This window comes from uncultured Psychrobacillus sp. (genome assembly GCF_938022135.1).
Classification (GTDB): domain Bacteria; phylum Bacillota; class Bacilli; order Bacillales_A; family Planococcaceae; genus Psychrobacillus.
Genome location: NZ_CALIED010000062.1, coordinates 1 through 20529 on the forward strand (window position 1 = coordinate 1; position 20529 = coordinate 20529).

General features: G+C 36.7%; 18 protein-coding genes. 15 read left to right on the plus strand and 3 right to left on the minus strand.

Translation table 11 applies throughout. The features are described 5' to 3' along the window. Positions 1-152 precede the first annotated feature (152 nt). Entirely contained in the window at positions 153-461 is a 309-nt protein-coding gene (locus Q0371_RS11965; RefSeq protein WP_169360326.1) for a YtpI family protein, read from the minus strand. A 91-nt stretch (positions 462-552) separates the two neighbouring features. Between Q0371_RS11965 and Q0371_RS11970 the strand changes: the two genes are divergently transcribed. Together Q0371_RS11970 and dnaE are read left to right on the plus strand one after the other, a co-directional pair. Continuing rightward, the gene (locus Q0371_RS11970; protein WP_169360325.1) at positions 553-1485 is read left to right on the plus strand and encodes a bifunctional oligoribonuclease/PAP phosphatase NrnA; all 933 of its coding nucleotides are present in this window, start codon (positions 553-555) and stop codon (positions 1483-1485) included. Positions 1486-1495: 10 nt separating this feature from the next. Beyond that, positions 1496-4549, plus strand: coding sequence for a DNA polymerase III subunit alpha (gene dnaE / locus Q0371_RS11975; RefSeq protein ID WP_298471368.1), 3054 nt, complete (start codon positions 1496-1498; stop codon positions 4547-4549). 374 nt (positions 4550-4923) lie between these two features. Here dnaE and Q0371_RS11980 read toward each other — a convergent pair whose 3' ends face one another. Further along, entirely contained in the window at positions 4924-5328 is a 405-nt protein-coding gene (locus Q0371_RS11980) for a hypothetical protein (RefSeq protein WP_298471371.1), read from the minus strand. A gap of 398 nt (positions 5329-5726) precedes the next feature. Here Q0371_RS11980 and Q0371_RS11985 point away from each other — a divergent pair, with 398 nt between their 5' ends. From Q0371_RS11985 to Q0371_RS12010, 6 genes are all read left to right on the plus strand, one after another. After that, positions 5727-6344 (plus strand): GntR family transcriptional regulator, encoded by a 618-nt coding sequence (locus tag Q0371_RS11985; RefSeq protein WP_298471398.1) that lies wholly within the window; start codon positions 5727-5729, stop codon positions 6342-6344. Next, complete coding sequence (gene accD / locus Q0371_RS11990) at positions 6345-7214, plus strand: acetyl-CoA carboxylase, carboxyltransferase subunit beta (RefSeq protein ID WP_298471374.1); 870 nt, start codon at positions 6345-6347, stop codon at positions 7212-7214. Then, a complete protein-coding gene (accA, locus tag Q0371_RS11995; RefSeq protein ID WP_298471377.1) occupies positions 7208-8173 on the plus strand; it encodes an acetyl-CoA carboxylase carboxyl transferase subunit alpha in 966 nt (321 codons plus the stop codon). Before accD ends, accA begins: the two co-directional genes overlap by 7 nt. A 71-nt stretch (positions 8174-8244) precedes the next feature. Beyond that, positions 8245-9204: a 6-phosphofructokinase gene (gene pfkA, locus Q0371_RS12000; protein WP_169360320.1), complete on the plus strand. Its 960-nt coding sequence runs from the start codon at positions 8245-8247 to the stop codon at positions 9202-9204. Between the two features lie 37 nt (positions 9205-9241). After that, the gene (gene pyk, locus Q0371_RS12005; protein WP_169360319.1) at positions 9242-11002 is read left to right on the plus strand and encodes a pyruvate kinase; all 1761 of its coding nucleotides are present in this window, start codon (positions 9242-9244) and stop codon (positions 11000-11002) included. Positions 11003-11096: 94 nt separating this feature from the next. Further along, positions 11097-11489, plus strand: coding sequence for an FxsA family protein (locus Q0371_RS12010; protein WP_298471381.1), 393 nt, complete (start codon positions 11097-11099; stop codon positions 11487-11489). On the opposite strand, the gene Q0371_RS12015 is transcribed toward Q0371_RS12010, so the two are convergent. After that, complete coding sequence (locus Q0371_RS12015) at positions 11467-12441, minus strand: AI-2E family transporter (protein ID WP_298471383.1); 975 nt, start codon at positions 12439-12441, stop codon at positions 11467-11469. The two genes, Q0371_RS12010 and Q0371_RS12015, sit on opposite strands and share 23 nt — an antisense overlap. 191 nt (positions 12442-12632) lie before the next feature. Here Q0371_RS12015 and citZ point away from each other — a divergent pair, with 191 nt between their 5' ends. From citZ to Q0371_RS12050, 7 genes are all read left to right on the plus strand, one after another. Next, entirely contained in the window at positions 12633-13748 is a 1116-nt protein-coding gene (gene citZ / locus Q0371_RS12020) for a citrate synthase (protein WP_169360316.1), read from the plus strand. 81 nt (positions 13749-13829) lie between these two features. Beyond that, on the plus strand, positions 13830-15095 hold the full coding sequence (gene icd / locus Q0371_RS12025) for an NADP-dependent isocitrate dehydrogenase (RefSeq protein ID WP_169360315.1): 1266 nt from the start codon (positions 13830-13832) through the stop codon (positions 15093-15095). Between the two features lie 82 nt (positions 15096-15177). Then, the gene (mdh, locus tag Q0371_RS12030; protein WP_298471387.1) at positions 15178-16116 is read left to right on the plus strand and encodes a malate dehydrogenase; all 939 of its coding nucleotides are present in this window, start codon (positions 15178-15180) and stop codon (positions 16114-16116) included. A gap of 280 nt (positions 16117-16396) precedes the next feature. Continuing rightward, positions 16397-16828, plus strand: a complete 432-nt coding sequence (locus tag Q0371_RS12035) for a MaoC/PaaZ C-terminal domain-containing protein (protein ID WP_169360313.1) — start codon at positions 16397-16399, stop codon at positions 16826-16828. 71 nt (positions 16829-16899) lie between these two features. Continuing rightward, complete coding sequence (locus Q0371_RS12040) at positions 16900-17610, plus strand: response regulator transcription factor (RefSeq protein WP_169360330.1); 711 nt, start codon at positions 16900-16902, stop codon at positions 17608-17610. After that, on the plus strand, positions 17607-19139 hold the full coding sequence (gene pnpS, locus Q0371_RS12045) for a two-component system histidine kinase PnpS (RefSeq protein ID WP_251553364.1): 1533 nt from the start codon (positions 17607-17609) through the stop codon (positions 19137-19139). The genes Q0371_RS12040 and pnpS overlap by 4 nt, the downstream gene beginning before the upstream one ends. A 12-nt stretch (positions 19140-19151) precedes the next feature. Further along, a complete protein-coding gene (locus Q0371_RS12050) occupies positions 19152-20366 on the plus strand; it encodes an ATP-grasp domain-containing protein (RefSeq protein ID WP_298471395.1) in 1215 nt (404 codons plus the stop codon). Positions 20367-20529: the final 163 nt, after the last annotated feature.

Sequence of the window (20529 nt, forward strand, 5' to 3'; positions counted from 1 at the left end):
GGAGAAAAGCGAGGAGGCAGTTCCTCAGCCACCGGAGCTATTATCCATTTGACCCGAGGGGCAAGGCTGCTTGCGCTAGACATTAATTTATCCCCAGGTTCATAATTCTATAGTTTCCTAAACAACAAAAAAAGATGCGGCATTTTGCCGCATCATTGATTTAAACTAAGCTCTTCTTGTACAAACTGACCGTAGTGTTTGGCTGCTTTATAATGATGGTACATAAAATACCCACCAATTAATACAAAGATGATAGATACTACATAAGTGAGTGTTGATTGATAAATCAACATAAAGTTAAAGCCGAAAAACAATATAAACGCTCCAAGACAAACGGAAGCCTTCGCAGTATACCATTTTTTGCGAATAGGAAGTGTTGCACGAAGCTGTTTTGTTTTAAAATAAAAATACCATACAAACGAGACGATTATACCTAAAACTAATATTCCATTTAATATCATGATGTACCTCCAATAAAAGTAATGCTATTTTTATTGTAAAGGTAAACTTAAAAAAAGGCGAATAGTAATGCGTCTCTATGGAGGAAAAATTATGAAAAGACAAATCATTGACACAATCGAGAGCTATGACAAGATTATTATACATCGCCATGTGAGGCCAGATCCTGATGCCTATGGCTCCCAAATTGGCTTAAAGGAATTACTTGCTTTAAATTACCCGAATAAGAAGATATGGGCAACAGGCACGCATGATAGTACATTAGACTTCCTAGCAAAGCCTGATACTGTTACAGACGAGGATTTTAAAGATGCACTAGTTATTGTGACGGATACAGCCAATACAGAGAGAATAGATGACAGTAGATATAATTTAGGTAAATTTTTAATCAAAATAGATCACCATCCGAACGAAGATGCGTACGGAGACCTATTATGGGTAAATACAGAGGCGAGTTCTGTAAGTGAAATGATTTGTGAGCTCTTCTTCGATGGGGAGGAATATAAGGGATGGAAAATGGATTCGACTATTGCCCGCCTATTATACGCAGGAATTGTAGGGGACACTGGAAGATTTATGTTCCAAAGCACAACAGAACAAACAATGCTTTATGCAGGTAAACTAATCTCCTACGGTTTTGATCGAACAGAACTATTTAATGGTATGTATGAAGTAGAGTGCAACATGCTTCAGTTAAAAGGCTATATTTACGCTAATTTTGAAATGGAAAATGGCGTAGGACATATGAAATTAACAAGAAAACTTCTGCAAAAATACCAAGTGTCAGAATCTGAGGCTTCCTTATTGGTAAGTGCCTTGTCAGACGTGAAAGGGATGAAATGCTGGGTTTTCTTTATAGAAGACGAAAAGGAAATCCGCGTTCGATTACGTTCCAAGGGTCCAGTTATTAATGGAGTGGCTAAAAAGTATGGTGGCGGGGGACATCCTTTGGCTGCTGGAGCTACTGCTTATTCATGGGAGGAAGCAGACGAAGTATTAGTGGACTTAAAAAAAGCTGTAAATTGAGGTGTTATGAATGCAAACAGTATATCCCCAAATTGTAACCTCAGCGGATATGCTGAAAAGTACAATTCAATTGGAGCAGCTCATTGAAAAGCTGAAAAAAAATAATACAAAGGTGGCAGCCATTACAAACAGTATGTTGTATGGTGTGTTGCCTTTTTGGCATACGCTTATTAAAAATGACATACAGCCGGTCATTGGGCTAACCATCAAGGTGCAGCTAGACAATGGCCCGGTGTCTTTAGTAGTTTATGCGGAGAATAATAAAGGCTATGAAAACATCTTAAAAATTTCAAGTGCAATGGAAACGAGAGAGCTAGATTTACTACCAAAGAAATGGCTGAGTGCATACAGAGAAGGATTAATAGCTGTGTATAAAGCGGATTCCTTGCTCTCAAAAGATAATCTGATAGAACTAATGGCCATATTTAAACCGAGTTGCTTATTCATTGGGATAGAGCGTCCTAGCGGAAAACCGACGGAGGAAGAGAATTTAGTTAGAGAAACAGCTGAAGAACTAGACATTTCGCTTACTGTTTATCACGAGTGTCGGTATGTAGATAAAGAGGATGCGTTTGCTTTTGAAGTGCTGCATGCAATGGACCAGTCCGTAAAGATGACAGATTTTCAAAGAAAAAAACCAAAGCCAGATGCTCACGTACTTTCTTACGAGGAATGGAATGAATGGTTTGCAGATGTCCCAGACTGGATCTCTAATACAAAAACAATGTTAGAGCGTTGTATGGTTGTATTCGATAAGAAAAAGCATATAATGCCGAAATATCCTTTGCCAGTAGATGTGAATGCCAAGGATTATTTAGTATCTCTTTGCAAGGAAGGACTAAAAGAGCGAGTTCCACTTTATACCCAAGCTTATTTAGACCGTTTGCAATATGAAATAGACGTTATAAGTCAGATGCAATATGAAGATTACTTCTTAATCGTCCAGGATTTCATGAAGTATGCAAAGCGTTCCAATATTTTAACAGGACCGGGAAGGGGTTCCTCTGCCAGCTCCCTTGTAGCTTATACTTTATATATTACAGATGTAGATCCTCTCCAATATGGACTCCTATTTGAACGATTCTTAAACCCTGAACGTATCACGATGCCCGATATAGATATTGACTTTGCTGACTCAAAAAGAATGGAAGTAGTTCGCTATGTAGCGGAAAAGTATGGACAAAATCATGTTTCTCAAATCATTACATTTGGTACCTTGTCAGCGAAAGCAGCTGCCCGTGAAGTAGCAAGAGTATTTGGATTTGAGGCTAGCACCATGAACGCCATTTCCTCGTTCATACCTTCCAAACTAGGAATTACTTTAAAGGAGGCTTACGACCAGTCACCTAAACTAAGAGAATTTATCCAAACAGAAGATATGCGTAAAAAGTGGTTTGAAGTTGCTCTAAAATTAGAGGGATTACCAAGAAATGCATCTACCCATGCCGCAGGAATAGTGTTATCCCCACAACCGTTAGTAAATACTGTCCCAATTCAAAAGGGGCATGATGATATTTATTTAACGCAATGGCCAATGAAGGAAGTGGAAGAAAAAGGCTTATTAAAGATGGACTTTTTAGGATTACGCAATTTAACAATAATTGAGCGAATTCTTAAATCGATTCATGTTAAGAAGTCCGCTGTTTCTTTAAAGGACATTCCATTAAATGACGAACGAACGTTTAGCCTTCTTCAAAAGGGAGATACAACGGGAGTGTTCCAGTTAGAATCAGCTGGTATGCGTAATGCTTTAAAGCAAATTAGACCGACAAGATTTGAAGACATTGTAGCAGTTAATGCACTATACAGACCAGGCCCGATGGATAGCATCCCACTTTATGCAAAGCGTAAACTTGGACAGGCACCTATTACTTACGAGCACCCAGTTTTAGAGCCGATATTAAGGGAAACATATGGAATTATAGTGTATCAGGAACAGATCATGCAAATTGCCTCCAAAATGGCTGGCTTTACATTTGGCGAAGCCGACTTGCTTAGAAGAGCCGTTAGTAAAAAAAATAGAGAAGTTTTAGAAAAGGAACGTCATCACTTCGTCCAAAAAGCCAAACAGCTCGGTCATGAGAACCAGGCAGCCACTTCTGTTTATGATTTAATCGTCCGTTTTGCAGATTACGGGTTCCCAAAAAGCCATGCGGTTGCATATAGTGTCATTTCTTATCAAATGGCGTATTTAAAGGCTCATTATCCATTAGAATTTTACGGTGCTCTCTTAAGTACTGCGATAGGGAATCAGGAAAAGATTAATCAGCTTGTAATCGAGATGAAACAAAGAGGTATAGCTGTGTTACCTCCTTCTATTTTTAAAAGCCAATCATCCTTTAGTGTAGAGAACAATGGAATTCGCTTTGGTCTTCAGGCGATAAAGGGGATTTCGTATCCATTCACGCAAAAGCTTCTACAGCAAAGGCATAAACGGCCAGCGAAATGGGAAGATATTTTTGACATGGCTTCTGATTTATCTGCTGTTTTCTTTACTAGGAAAAATATCGAGCCACTTGTAAAGGCTGGAGCTTTAGATGAATTTGGAGTGGAACGTTCTACGTTATTAGCAACTATAGATGCTGCTGTAAAATATGCGGAGCTTGTCAGTCCTACAGAGGAAACAGATTTATTTGAAGGAGACTCTTCTCCTTTCGGAAAATCAAAATATATTAAAATGGATCCGTTACCAATCATGTCAAAATTAGAATTTGAAAAAGAAGTACTTGGTCAATATTTTTCAGAGCATCCAACAGTCTCTAAGAAAAAGATGGATAATAACATCCAGCATATTTGGGATATTCAACAGTCTTCGAAGGATTCTTATGTGAAGGTTATTGGAATGGTAGAGGATATTAGAAGGATTCGGACAAAAAAAGGAGAAGCAATGGCTTTTGTCACCGTCCAAGATGATACCGGGACAGTTTCTATTACTTTATTTCCGGATGATTTTGCTAAATTTAATACCCTTCTAAAAGAACAAGCTATTCTTTTTATAGAAGGTAAGAAAGAGACTAGAAATGGTAGAGTACAAATAATTGCGAAGAATATCTCTATCTGTTGATTACTAATATGTTCAACGATTTTGGATATGGTTACCTAGTGTGAGAAAGATAAGCCATCACCACGTGCGCATAGCGACGGTGATGGCTTATCTTTTTTGGTGTTCATAAGGCTATTGTTAAAGGGAAAAGTGTCACACGCGTCCGGTACTTATGCTATTCGATTAACTTCTCTTTTTAAATAACAAAATGACATTCCATATCAACCCAATAACAATGCATATTATTGAAAGGAAAAATGTAAGCCAATAAAAGCTTCCTGCTGGAACGGTGAACTGCGCCAAAATAAATAATATGATTCCAAAAAACAAATACATGTGTGGTAATACAAATCTATTCATTGTCCTTGCACCCTTCCTGATTAACTAGAATATTCTTATCGGATAGCCTTTTTTTTATCTGATTTATTGATTACTAATAAAATAATTCCTAAAATACAAGGAAATAAATATATTACTAACATCGTTTCATCCAGGAATTTAAGCATTTCATAATCTGGGAAATTAATATTTCTTTTAATATATGCTATGAAATTAGGAACAAATAAAATCCAGTAAATAACCGTCATTACTATCAATTGTATTTTTGACGCAAATATCAGGGTTAATAAGAAAAAAAAAGTTGTTAATGCTGCTAAAAAAATGAATGATTTCAACTCTTCCATGCTATAAGTGACTGGTGTATAGGTAGTCAATAATAGTTTCCTCAAAAAACACAAAATAAGTAAAACTATTGAAAAGAATACACTGATTGTAAAAGATATAATTTGACCAAGTTTCATATATATTCCCCCTTCAATGAATCTCACTCTTTTTCATACCTATAAAGAACTTTTCCTTAAAAGAAAAAACGCTCAATTACTCAATTTCTACTTCACAAACTCGGTTTCATTTTAACATAAATATCCAGTTGACGTGAGCTGATTTTAAACAGACGTAGGGTATACGTGTCACCATATCTGTTAATCAATGAGATACTTTTATTTTTGCCGACGTTTGGTGAATTAGTTGCCACAACATTTGTTTCTGCACTCAAATAATCTTTGATAAATAAAGTAATTAATGTTTTTTCTTTACGTAATGGAAGATTTTATGTATCCTATTATTTATAAGTGGTCTGACCACTTTGTAATTTATGGAAGAGTGATGTAGTTTGAATTCAGATAAGGCCTCAAGAAAAATGTTTCTGGAAATTGTAAAACAACTGAGACAGCTTATTCATGATGAAAAAGTACCTATTGGTGGGAAATTACCTTCGGAAAGAGAGCTTGCAGAACGACTTCAAGTTGGAAGATCTTCCGTAAGAGAAGCACTTCGAAGCATGGAATTACTAGGCTTAATAGAGACTAGAAGGGGAGAAGGAACATTTCTTTCAGATTATCGAAAACATAAACTGGTAGAAGTGCTATCGACCTTTATTCTGCAGGAGGCTAAGCCTAAGGAAGATGTCCATATCACAAGAGAGGCACTTGAAAAAGATGCTATTAGAAAGGTATGTCTTTCCGAAAAGCTACATAAACTTTTAATTTGGGATGCTTTTATAGAAAAATTGCAGGTGGAAGAAGTGCAAAGAGAAGACATTATTAGAGAAATCCTAATCTTATCGGACAATCGCCTTGGCTTGAAAATTTGGTTTTTATTGAAGCAATATGGTGGAGAGCCTTATCGTAGCTACATGACTTTAGAAGAGAAAGGAATTTGGACTCAATTGCTAGAATGTATAAAGCTAGGAGATGAGAAAAAAGGAATTTCTTTTTTTGAGGATTGGCTATTGTTACTAAACAGGGGAGATGTTTAAATGAGCATTCGAGATATATTTAGAAAGAACCAAAAAAGAAAATATGCGACTATACCATCGGAGAAAGCACATGATGTTCCTGAAGGAATTATGGTTAAATGTCCGGAGTGTAGGAAGAATGTTTTCACCAAGGATCTTATGAAAAACTTAAAGGTTTGTCCTTCCTGTGATCATCATATGAAAATGACAGCTCAAGAACGTATTGATATTTTTCTAGATGAAGACACCTTTGTTTCAATGGATGATCATTTAGAAACTGTAAATCCATTAAATTTTCCTAGTTATACGGAAAAGGTTAAATCAGACTCTAACAAAACAGGCTTAAATGAAGCAGTTTTAACTGGCATCGGGAAACTGAAGGAACATACGGTTGTAGTGGCAGTAATGGACTCACATTTCCGTATGGGTTCTATGGGCTCGGTGGTTGGCGAAAAAATTACGAGAGCAATTGAAAAAGCAACGGAGCTGAAAGTTCCTTTTATCATTTATACAGCGAGCGGTGGAGCAAGAATGCAAGAAGGCGTATTGTCTTTAATGCAGATGGCAAAGACATCTGTTGCTTTAAGAAGACATAGCGACCATGGTTTATTATATATTTCTATTTTGACTCACCCAACTACTGGGGGAGTTTCCGCAAGCTTTGCCTCAGTCGGAGATATTAATCTAGCAGAACCACGTGCACTTATCGGATTTGCTGGAAGACGAGTCATTGAACAAACCGTTCGTGAGAAGCTGCCAGACGATTTTCAAACAGCTGAATTTTTAATGGAGCATGGTCAGTTGGATGCAGTTGTACACCGACAAGAAATGAGAGACACGGTAGCGAATCTAGTTAACTTACATGTCCAAAAGGAGGTAGTCGTATGGTAAAGGTACTTCCATTTGAGGAGCCAATCGTACAGCTTAAAAATAAAATAGAAGAAATTAAAGAGTACACTGCAACAGCAGAAGTAGATATGTCTATTGAGATTGAAAAGCTGGAAGAGAGACTAAGAAAACTAGAGATGGATATATATGAGAATATGGAGCCATGGGATAGAGTACAAGTAGCTCGACATCCAGGCCGTCCTACTACTAGAGATTATATACAACGGTTGTTTACTAATTTCATAGAGCTTCATGGAGATCGTTCATACGGCGACGATGCTGCTATTATAGCTGGAATAGCACTGTTGAACGGAAATCCAATTACTATAATTGGGCATCAGCGAGGAATAGATACAAAGGAAAATATTAAACGGAATTTCGGTATGCCTCACCCTGAAGGATATCGCAAGGCACTTCGATTGATGAAACAAGCAGAAAAGTTTAATCGTCCAATCATTTGTTTTATAGATACAAAAGGTGCCTATCCAGGTAAGGCTGCTGAAGAAAGAGGGCAAAGTGAAGCAATTGCTAGAAATTTAGTAGAGATGGCTGGCCTAAAGGTACCTGTAATTAGCGTTGTTATCGGAGAAGGAGGAAGCGGAGGAGCGTTAGCGTTAGGTTTGTCTAACCATATTCATATGCTTGAAAACTCTACCTACTCTGTTATCTCACCGGAGGGAGCTGCGTCTATTCTTTGGAAGGATGCCTCGCTCGCGAAGGAAGCAGCAGAAGCGATGAAAATTACCGCTCCAGACTTAAAAAAAATGAATATAATTGATACAATTATAAGAGAGGTTCATGGAGGAGCACATAAAGATATTGAAAAGCAAGCAGAGTACATGAAGGACGTGCTTGTTAGCTCATTAAGAGAACTATCCATGCTCTCACCAGAAGAATTAGTAGAAACACGCTACAAAAAATTTAAGCAAATTGGTCAATTTAAAGAAAATGCGTCTTTATAGACGCATTTTTTTTGAAAGTTTCTCATGTTACACTTATAGTTAATAGAGGTAAGTTTGGAGGGGATAGAGAGATGAAACGTATTGGTGTATTAACTAGTGGCGGAGACGCTCCAGGTATGAATGCTGCAATTCGAGCAGTTGTAAGAAAGGCCATATTTGAAGGTATTGAAGTTGTCGGTATTTTACATGGCTATCAAGGATTAATAGAAGGAAAAATGGAAAAGCTGGATCTGGGTTCTGTTGGTGACATCATCCAAAGAGGTGGAACAAAGCTTTACTCTGCGAGATGTCCAGAATTTAGAACAGAAGAAGGCCAATTAAAGGCAATTGAACAGTTGAAGGCTAATGAAATTGATGGACTCGTGATTATTGGGGGAGACGGATCTTACCGTGGATCTATGACTCTTACAAAGAACGGGTTCCCATGTGTTGGGATTCCAGGTACTATCGATAATGATATTCCAGGAACTGATTATACATTAGGTTTTGATACTGCGCTTAATACAGTAATTGAATGTATTGATAAAATTAGAGACACTGCCACTTCACATGATCGCACCTTTATCATTGAAGTCATGGGAAGAGATGCTGGAGACTTAGCTTTATGGGCTGGGCTTGCAGGAGGAGCAGAAACCATTATCGTTCCTGAGGTAGAGATGGATATTACAGAGGTAGTGGAACGCTTAGAAAGTGGAACGGCACGTGGAAAAAAACATAGTATTATCGTTGTTGCTGAAGGTGTAATGAGTGGACAGGAATTTGCTGCAAAACTTAAGGAGCATGCTAATATCGAGACGAGAGTTTCAGTGTTAGGGCATATTCAACGCGGTGGTTCTCCTACAGGACGAGATCGTGTGTTGGCGAGTTTATTTGGGGCAAAAGCTGTAGAAGTGTTAATGGCTGGTACTGGAGGCCGTGCAATTGGAATACAAAATCATCAAGTGGTAGACTATGATATGACGGAAGCCTTTGAAAAAACGGAAGAATTTGATCAAGCAATGTATCGCTTATCTAAAGAGTTGTCTATTTAAGATTACATAAATTACAGCAATAGGAAGGATTAGATGTATGAGAAAAACTAAAATAGTTTGTACAATTGGACCAGCAAGTGAATCAGAGGAAACATTAGAAAAGCTAATAGAAGCTGGCATGAATGTTGCTCGCTTAAACTTTTCTCATGGTAGCCATGAAGAACATGCTGGAAGAATCGAACGTATTAAAAAAGTAGCTAAAAGATTAGACAAAATCGTTGGAATCTTACTGGATACAAAAGGTCCTGAGATTCGTACACATAAGATGGAAAATGATGCGATTGAGCTTGCATCTGGGCAATCCATTGATATCTCTATGACAGAAGTGCTGGGCAATAATGAGCGTTTCTCTATTTCCTATGAAAAGTTAATAGAGGATGTACAGGAAGGATCTATTATATTACTTGATGATGGGCTAATTGAGCTTATCGTGAAGGGAATAGATTTAGAAAATGGAATTATTCATACGTATGTACAAAATGCTGGGACTTTAAAGAACAATAAGGGCGTTAACGTTCCAGGAGTTTCTGTGCAATTACCAGGTATTACAGAAAAAGATGCAAAAGATATTCTCTTTGGTATTGAACAGGATGTGGATTTCGTTGCTGCTTCTTTTGTTCGTAGAGCTAAAGATGTACAGGAAATCCGTGAACTTTTAGAAAATAATAATGGATCTCATATTCAAATCATACCTAAAATTGAAAACCAAGAGGGTGTCGATAATATTGATGAAATCCTTCAAGTTTCTGATGGCTTAATGGTTGCAAGGGGAGATCTTGGAGTAGAGATTCCTGCTGAGGAAGTTCCACTAGTACAAAAATCACTTATTCAAAAATGTAACGAAGCAGGTAAGCCGGTTATTACTGCGACACAAATGTTAGACTCTATGCAAAGAAATCCTCGTCCTACACGTGCAGAGGCAAGTGACGTGGCAAACGCAATCTTTGACGGTACAGATGCTATTATGCTTTCTGGTGAGACAGCTGCAGGGCTATATCCACTTGAAGCAGTTCAGACGATGGATAAAATCGCAAAACGTACCGAAAATGCAATTGATTATCGTGCTATTGTTAACAAACTAAGCAAGGCAAGAGAAGTTAATCTGACAGATGCAATAGGGCAAGCGGTTGCTCATACTGCCATTAACTTAAAGGTTAAAGCGGTTATTGCTCCGACAGAAAGTGGACATACAGCTAAAATGATTTCTAAATTTAGACCTGGTGTGCCTATTATTGCTGTGACATCTACTGTAAAACCATCTAGATTGCTTACATTAGTATGGGGAGTGTATCCGATAGTTGGAAAGAAAGCACATTCCACGGATGAGGTACTAGAAATTGCTGTGGAGGAAAGTATTTTACAGCATTATGTGACACACGGAGATTTAGTGGTAATCACTGCAGGAGTTCCAGTTGGACAAGCAGGTACTACTAACTTAATGAAAGTTCATGTTATTGGAGACATGGTGGCTAAGGGGCAAGGTATCGGAAAGAAAACTGCCTTTGGTAAAGCAATCGTTGTTAATAACGCAAAGGAACTAGAAGGTCAAGATACAAGTAATAGTATTATCGTGACCATTGGTTCTGACAAAGATATGGTTCCTGCTATTGAGAATTGCAAAGGCTTGATCACAGAAGAAGGTGGCTTAACAAGTCATGCTGCTGTCGTAGGTTTAAGCTTTGGAATTCCTGTAATAGTTGGGGTTCAAGATGCAACGAAACTAATAGAAAATGGTCAAGAGCTTACGTTAGATGCTGAAAGTGGTGTAATCTACAGCGGGCAAGCTAGCATTATTTAATATGATATTCTAAGAATTTATATATTCTCAAGACAAGTGCCTCACATAAAGTGAGGCACTTGTTTTATACTTAGTATAGAAGGACGGTGTCTTTATGAAATGGATCATGGGTTTGTTTGTAGTAGTTCCTGCAGTTGAGTTATATATTTTACTTTTAGCAGGCAAGTCATTAGGAGCTTTCAATACACTTTTACTAATCATGGCCACTGGAATAATTGGTGGACTTGTAGCAAAGCGTCAAGGTATGAAAGCTTTCCGCGAGGTTTCGGATAGTGTGAAAAACTACCAAGCACCGGGTGAATCAGCGATTAATGGAATATGTATTTTCATTGGTGCTATTTTAGTAATACTACCAGGATTTATCTCTGATATTCTTGGGTTTTTATTGTTGTTCTCACCAACGCGTAAGCTGTTCAAACCTTTGTTTTATAGATGGGTTAAGAAAAAGATGAAAAATGGTCAAGTCATCGTGATGAAGTCTTCATAGACCCTCCCCATTTGTTAGCTATTAAATAGATGAATGGGCTGAATAGAATACCAACAAAGCCAAATATTAATACTGCCGCAGCACTTAAAAAGAATACATGGACAGCTTTAATCTGCATAGAAGCCGACCAAAGTAAATTATCTACTATATGTCTTGTAAGCTGCACAAAAATATAAAGCAATAAAATAATACTGCCAAATAGTTTCGCGTCTAGCAGGAAGAAATAAATACTCATTGGTATTAAAATTATGCCAGTCCCAAGAAAAGGTATGCTATCTACTAAAGAAATTAAAAAAGCATTTTTTATCGGGTTATGTAGACCAAGCACGCTAAAGCCTATAGAAAGTAAAATAAATGTAATTAACAATAACTTCACTTCCACGCCCAAAAAGCTATTAACTACCTCCGAAGATTTCATGACTACTTTATGAAAGAATTCTCTTGTTTTGACTGGGAAATAGATCAGGAACCAAAGTCTATTCTTTGTAGACTCATACAACGAAAAAAAAAGTCCAATGCTAAAAAGAAGTACTTCAAAAACATAGGTAGGCAGATGAGTAAGATTCACCAATAAATTATTTAAGATTGTATTTAATAGCTCTTGGAACTTGTCTTCAAACATTAGAAATATAGGATGCTTCTGCAAGTCATCAAAGGGTAAGTATAAAAGATGCTCATGTAGAAGAGGTATAAGAGTGACTAATGATTGAAAGATAAAATATACGAAAAGTAAAAAGCTACTTAATATAATTACCTCTGTAATTAATACGCTCACTATAATTGGCAGCCGGAGTTTTTTATGAAAGAAATTAGACGTTGGAAATAATAGATATCCACACAGGATAGATAACGTTAAAGGGTAAGCAACGAAAAGGATTAATCCAATGATTCCAATTGGCATCCAATAAGATATAATATCTTTCTTGTTTATTTGAAAACTAACTATATTCATCCATTCTTTTCTCAGTATAAATTGATTGAAAAGTTATTTTTTAATAATTTTAAGCGTTTTCATTCACAAAATAGCCAAAATTGATTATAATACGAGAGTAAGCAATTTAAAGGTACATATTAAATACAGGTAAAACTCTATTTACGAGACAAGTAGATAATGCAGTTTTTCTGTAGAAGGGGAGATTACTAATGACGTCAACTCGTGGTTTAGAAGGAATCGTAGCGACACAGTCAGCAATAAGCTCTATTATTGATGACACCCTTACATACGTCGGCTATGATATTGATGATTTAACGAACAATGCAAGTTTTGAAGAGGTAGTTTACCTTTTATGGCATAAACGTCTGCCAAATGCTTCAGAACTAGCAGAGCTAAAACAGCAACTTGCTGATAACATGGCAGTACCTCAAGAAGTTTTAAATCATTTCAAAACATATCCTATTGATAAAGTTCATCCAATGACTGCTCTTAGAACAGCTGTATCTATGCTAGCATTATATGATGATTCTGCAGAGGATATGTCCGAGGAAGCAAACTACCTTAAAGCTATCCAGTTACAAGCTAAAATGTCTACTTTAGTAACTGCATTTTCTCGTGTACGTAAAGGATTAGAGCCAGTAGCTCCTAAATCTGATTTAGGCTACGCTGCAAACTTCTTATATATGCTATCTGGTGAGATGCCAGAAGAAATTGAAGTAGAAGCTTTTAACAAAGCATTAGTACTTCATGCAGACCATGAATTAAATGCATCTACATTCACTGCACGTGTTTGTGTAGCAACTCTTTCTGATATTTACTCAGGTGTTGTTTCAGCTATCGGTGCTCTTAAAGGGCCACTTCATGGTGGAGCAAACGAACAAGTAATGAAAATGTTAACTGAAATTGATACTCTTGAAAACGTAGATAGCTATGTTCAAGATAAATTAGACAACAAAGTGAAAATCATGGGCTTCGGTCACCGCGTTTATAGAAAAGGTGATCCTCGTGCAAAACACTTACGTGAAATGTCTAAAAAACTAACAGCTCTTCGCGGAGAGTCAAAATTATATGATATGTCTGTACGCATTGAAGAAATCGTAACTGGTCAAAAGAACTTACCACCAAATGTAGATTTCTATTCAGCATCTGTGTATCATTCATTAAATATTGATCATGATTTATTTACACCTATTTTTGCAGTTTCTCGTGTATCTGGATGGGTAGCTCATATTCTTGAGCAATATTCAGACAACCGCTTAATCCGTCCACGTGCAGAATACGTTGGACCTGGTATGCAAAAATACGTTCCAATCGAAGAACGATAATATCAATTGTTTGTAAAGATTAGGGCTAAAACACATGGTGTGTTATTGGCCCTATGATTATGATAGTAGGAGGAAATAATAATGACATCTGGTAAAATTACAGTAGAAAACGGTGTACTTAACGTACCAAACACAGCAATCATTCCATTTATCGAAGGTGACGGAACAGGTCCTGATATCTGGGCAGCAGCTTCACGCGTATTAGAATCTGCAGTAGAAAAAGCTTATAACGGCGAAAAGAAAATTGAATGGAAAGAAGTACTTGCAGGACAAAAAGCATTCGACCAAACTGGTGAATGGTTACCACAAGAAACTTTAGACGTAATCAATGAGTACTTAATCGCTATTAAAGGACCTTTAACAACACCAATCGGTGGAGGAATTCGTTCATTAAACGTAGCTCTACGTCAAGAATTAGACCTATACACTTGCCTACGTCCAGTTCGTTATTTCACTGGTGTTCCATCTCCAGTTAAACGTCCTGAAGACACTGATATGGTTATTTTCCGTGAAAACACAGAAGATATCTATGCTGGTATTGAATATGCAAAAGGTACAGACAATGCTAAAAAACTAATCGAGTTCTTACAAACAGAATTCGGTGTTAAAAACATCCGTTTCCCAGAAACTTCAGGTATCGGTATTAAACCAATTTCTGAAGAAGGTACTAAACGTTTAGTGCGTGCTGCATTAAACTACATTATTAAAGAAGGTCGTACTTCTTTAACATTAGTACACAAAGGAAATATCATGAAGTTCACTGAAGGAGCTTTCAAAACTTGGGGCTATGAAGTGGCTGAACAAGAATTTGGTGACAAAGTATTCACTTGGAACCAATACGATAAAATTAAAGAAGAACAAGGTACTGAAGCAGCTGACAAAGCTCAATCGGATGCAATTGCAGCTGGTAAGATCCTAGTTAAGGATTCAATCGCTGATATCTTCTTACAACAAATCTTAACTCGTCCAAAAGAGTTCGATGTAGTTGCTACTATGAACTTAAATGGAGATTATATCTCTGATGCACTTGCTGCACAAGTTGGTGGTATTGGTATCGCTCCTGGAGCTAACATTAACTACGTAACTGGACATGCTATTTTTGAAGCTACTCACGGTACAGCTCCAAAATATGCTGGTTTAGATAAAGTTAACCCATCTTCAGTAATCCTTTCTGGTGTATTAATGCTTGAACACCTTGGCTGGAACGAAGCTGCTAAACTAATCATGGATTCCATGGAAAAAACAATTGAATCTAAAGTAGTAACTTACGACTTTGCTCGTCTAATGGATGGCGCTAAAGAAGTTAAGTGTTCAGAGTTTGCTGACGAATTGATTAAAAATCTTTAATCGAAAGTTATGAAATTTGGTTTAACGAAAGAGAGGATTAATTCCTCTCTTTTCCAATTTTGGACAAAAGGAGAGTTACGACATGACAATGAAACGTAATAAAATCTCAGTTATCGGTAGCGGGTTTACAGGTGCTACTACAGCGTTCCTATTGGCACAAAAAGAATTGGGAGATATCGTATTAGTGGATATACCACAAGCTGAAAGCCCTACTAAAGGCAAAGCTTTAGATATGGCGGAGGCTGGACCAGTTCAAGGATTCGATGCTAGTATTATCGGTACTTCTAATTACGAAGATACGAAGAATTCGGATTTAGTAATTATTACTGCAGGTATTGCACGTAAGCCTGGCATGAGCCGTGACGATTTAGTTCAGACAAACCAAAAAGTAATGAAAGCTGTTACTGGAGAAATTATAAAATATTCTCCAAATACAACGATTTTAGTATTAACCAACCCAGTAGATGCTATGACATATACTGTCTTTAAGGAATCCGGTCTACCGAAGGAAAGAGTGATCGGTCAATCGGGAGTGTTAGATACTGCCCGTTTCCGTACATTTGTTGCACAGGAATTAAACCTATCTGTTAAAGACGTAACTGGTTTTGTTCTTGGAGGTCATGGCGATGACATGGTTCCACTTGTAAGATACTCATATGCTGGCGGCATACCTTTAGAAAAACTAATGGATAAAGATCGCCTGGAGGCTATTGTGGATCGCACTCGTAAAGGTGGAGCAGAAATTGTTAACCTTTTAGGCAATGGTTCTGCATACTATGCACCCGCTGCTTCACTTGTAGAAATGGCAGAGGCTATCCTAAAGGATCAAAAACGTGTTCTTCCATCCATTGCATACTTAGAAGGGGAATATGGTATGGAAGGTATTTACCTTGGAGTTCCAACCGTTCTAGGAGCAGGTGGCATTGAGAAGATTATAGAACTTGATCTGACGGAAGAAGAAAAAAATCTGTTAAGTAAATCTGCTGATGCAGTAAAAGCAGTAATGAAGGTTTTAGCTTAATAGTCTGATCTAATGAGTGAGATTAATTTCTCACTCATTTTTTGTTATGCAGTTAAACTTAATCATTTTAATATATGGCGCATTCTCAATTAAATATGAAACACTTTCTGTTTAATGGACGTAACCTAATGCAACATTTCTTCCTAAGGAACGTCTGTTGAAAAGAGTGTATTCAGCCATACGTGAATATAGTAGTATCGTTTGTTGCGTTCCTCTAATAATTATTGATAAGATATAGGTAACTTAAATGTAGGGAGTTGAAACATAATTGCTAGGGAGAATGTCTAGAATCGGAAAGAGTATACAAGATTTAATCATCGGAGAAAAACTGTCTATCACAGAGAAAATCGAGGATAAAGATATACTACTATACTTAGGATTGACAAATGATAACAATCCTCTTTATATTCAACATGATTTTGCTTCCAAAACAGAATATGAAAAACCAATTGTACCTACGATTATGTTGACTGGTATTGTAACTTCTGCAATATCCAAATATCTTCCTGGTCCAGGTTCTCATGTTTATAGGCAAGAGATTACGTTTCCTGTACCTGCGTACCATTATTCCTTAATAACATTTACGTTTGTAATTACCGATATTAATGTACATAAAAATGAAGTTAGTATAGAAGTTGAAGGCCGTAACGAGGAAAAGGAAACAGTCTTACAAGGTAAGTTTCTTGTAGCTCCTCCCACTTTACAACCTTAACATACTATAATAAGTATCGGTTTAGTTGGCTGATTTGGAATGGGGGTTTCAAATCGACTATGGAGGCTAGGATAATGAAAAAAGTATTAGTAGTAGATGATGAAAGTTCGATTGTAACTTTATTGAAATATAATTTAGAGGAAGCTGGTTTTCAAGTTATTACTGCTGCTGATGGGCGTGAAGGCTTGAATTATGCTGTGGAGGAAAAGCCAGATGTAATCGTTCTGGACTGGATGTTACCGTATCTAGATGGTATGGAAGTGTGTAAGGAGCTAAGGCTAAGAAAGATACAAACACCTATAATCATGCTGACAGCCAAAGGGGAAGAGTTTGATAAAGTGCTTGGACTCGAACTAGGAGCAGATGACTATATGACAAAGCCATTTAGCCCTCGAGAGGTTACTGCGAGAGTAAAGGCGATGATTCGTAGAAGTGTATTAACATCCGAGCATCAAAAGAAAAATGCGGATGACAACTATACCTTTGGCGGTTTAAAAATATTTCCTGATCGCTTTGAAGTTCTTTTGAATGACCAGCCCTTAGAATTTACCCCAAAAGAATTTGAGCTGCTAGTGTATTTAATTGAAAACAAAAATAGAGTGTTAACTCGTGATCAGCTGTTAAGCTCAGTATGGAATTACGATTTTGCGGGTGATACAAGGATTGTAGATGTTCACATTAGTCACCTTAGAGATAAAATTGAAGAAAATAGCCGTAAGCCTATGTATATTAAAACCATTAGAGGGCTTGGATACAAGTTTGAGGAGCCAAAGTCAATATGAGTTTTCACAATAGAATATTTCGTATTTATTCTATTTTAATCGGACTAATTTTACTTGGAGTCGGTTTAGTATTGGCTCAAATATTTCCTATTTTTATCGAGCGTACTACTAGTACGAGTATTGATGGGAAAATTGAGGATATCGAAAGTTATATAAGTACAACAAATATCACTTCCGAGGAAAGACAAGAAATCATTAATCATTTAAATGCTTCTTTGTTAGAAGAAGATGTGAATTTTATTCAAATGAATTTATGGATTGCATTAGCGTTTATCCTTATATTAGCTTATCTAATTGCTTTAATCATTAGCTTTAATATAATGAAAAGATACTCGCAGCCAGTTGAGCACTTAACGGAAACTGCAATGGAGCTAGCTAGAGGAAATTATCGAATACGAGCTTTTGAGGATGGTTTTTCAGGAATGTCCAAGCTTACAAATTCGATTAATATATTAGCTAGAAATCTTCAAGATATATCTATCATGCGTGAAACCGAAAAAGAACGATTAAAAACGCTCATTGAGAATATGGGAAGCGGATTAATCATGATAGACCGCAGCGGAGTAGTGAGTATAGTTAATCGCTCGTTTCTTAACCAGTTGCAGCTAAGCTTTGAACAAGTAGACGGAAAACAATTTCGTAAAATTGGATTACCCGAACAAATAGAAACGTTTATAGAAAAGCTGTTTTTGACGGAAATGCTAAGCAAGGAACAAATTGAAATACAACGTAATTTAAGTACATACCACCTCGTAGCATACGGTGCTCCTGTAATTGGGGAGCATGGAAGATGGCTTGGGATTGTCGTAGTATTTCATGATGTCACTGAATTGATCAAACTGGAGCAGGTAAGAAAAGACTTTGTTGCGAATGTTTCACACGAATTAAAAACTCCTGTGACTTCCATTAAAGGATTTTCTGAAACCCTTTTATATGGTGCCTATAAAAAAGAAGATACGTTATTATCATTTTTAGAAATCATATACAAGGAAAGCAATCGTCTTCAAATGCTTATTAATGATTTATTAGACCTATCAACAGTAGAACAAGCAGGGTATGAAATTAAGTTAAGTAAAGTAAGACTATATGATGTACTCATGCAAAGCATGGAAATGACTAATCATTTATTAGAAGAAAAAAATATGGAATTAACTCTAACCTTAGATGAGAAGGTAGAGGTACTGGGAGATTCCAACCGAATTATGCAAATTATGATGAATTTATTGACCAATGCTATTACCTACTCATCAGAAAATACCTTCATCACGGTGAATATAGGAAAAGACAAAAAATATGGTTACTTCACAATTAAGGACCAAGGAATTGGTATTAAGGAAGAAGAGGTAGAACGCATATTTGAACGTTTTTATCGAGTGGACCGTGCAAGAAGTCGTAATTCAGGTGGTACAGGATTAGGCTTGGCAATCGTCAAGCATATTGTGGAAGCTCATCATGGTTTAATAAAAGTTGAAAGTGAGATTGGAAAAGGTACGGCTTTTACTGTGTATATTCCACTCACGAAAAGTTAATGGAGGTCCATCATGAATAATCAACCCTTTATCCCTATTATAATTGGGACAGATATGAACGCATACAATATGTCCATTTCCTTTCACGAGGAGTATGGTATTAAACCAATTTTAGTAGGTAAAGAAGAAATGTCCTTCACTAAATTAAGCAGTGTCATTGAACATATTGAAATACACTCAAACTTATGGGACCAATCTGCTTTTGTATCCGTTTTGACAGAAGTAGCAAAAAAATATAAAACAGCAGATAAGCAGTTACTATTAATCGGCACGAATGATTTTTATGTTCGTTTAATCATTGAGAATGCAGACGTTTTAAAAGAAATGTATGTGTTTAACTATATGACCGAGGATCTAATGAACAACCTTTTAGTAAAATCGAACTTTTATAAGCTTTGTGAAGAGCATGGAATCGACACACCTAAAACATATTTCTACTCATGCTCTAAAAAACAACCTTTTACTGAAGAGGTGCTTTTCCCGTTAATCATTAAGCCTAGTAACGGCGTAGAATATTATAAGCATAAATTTGCTGGTCAACAAAAAGTATACCGAGTAGAGTCTCAGCAAGAATTAGATGAAGTTATTCGCAAAGTAAATGAGAGCGGCTATGAGGAAGATTTGATCATCCAGGATTATATTCCTGGAGACGATACTTACATGTGGGATTCTGTATTTTATGTTAGCTCAAAAGGGCAGGCACAGCTAAGTACACTTGCTCAAGTAGTTTTACAAGAGCATACAGTGACTGCAATCGGAAATTATACTGCTCTTATTACTCGTTACGATGAAGAGTTAATGAAAAAGCTTCAACACTTCTTAGAGGCAGTTGGATACGTTGGCTTTGCTAACTTCGACTTAAAATACGATGAGCGAGACGGAAAATATAAAGTTTTTGAAGTAAATATTAGACAAGGTAGATCAAGCTATTATGTAACTGCACTGGGACATAATATGGCACGATATATTGTGGATGACGTTATTTATAACAAAGAAAAGCCTTTGACGCTATTAAATGAACATTACCTATTTACGGTTGTTCCTAAAATAGTGTTGAAGAAATTTGTGGATAATCTATCTATCCAGCAGGAAATTCGTTTGCTGTTAGGAGAAGGTAAGTGGGGTAACCCATTGTTTTATAAAGGGGACAAGCATTTCAAACGTAAGTTATATTTGATGGCTCGTCAGGTGAATTATTATAAAAAGTACAAAAATAATCAGTGGTAAGTAAATTTTTACAAGAAATTCACATGCCATTTACATTGCTTTGATAGAGTTTAGGTAGACCCCCTTTTCCAAATGAAATATTTTAAAAGGCCAACATTTATTGCTGGCCTCAGACTGTAGACAAACTCCAAAAATTTTGGAGTTTGCCTACAGTCTTTTTTCT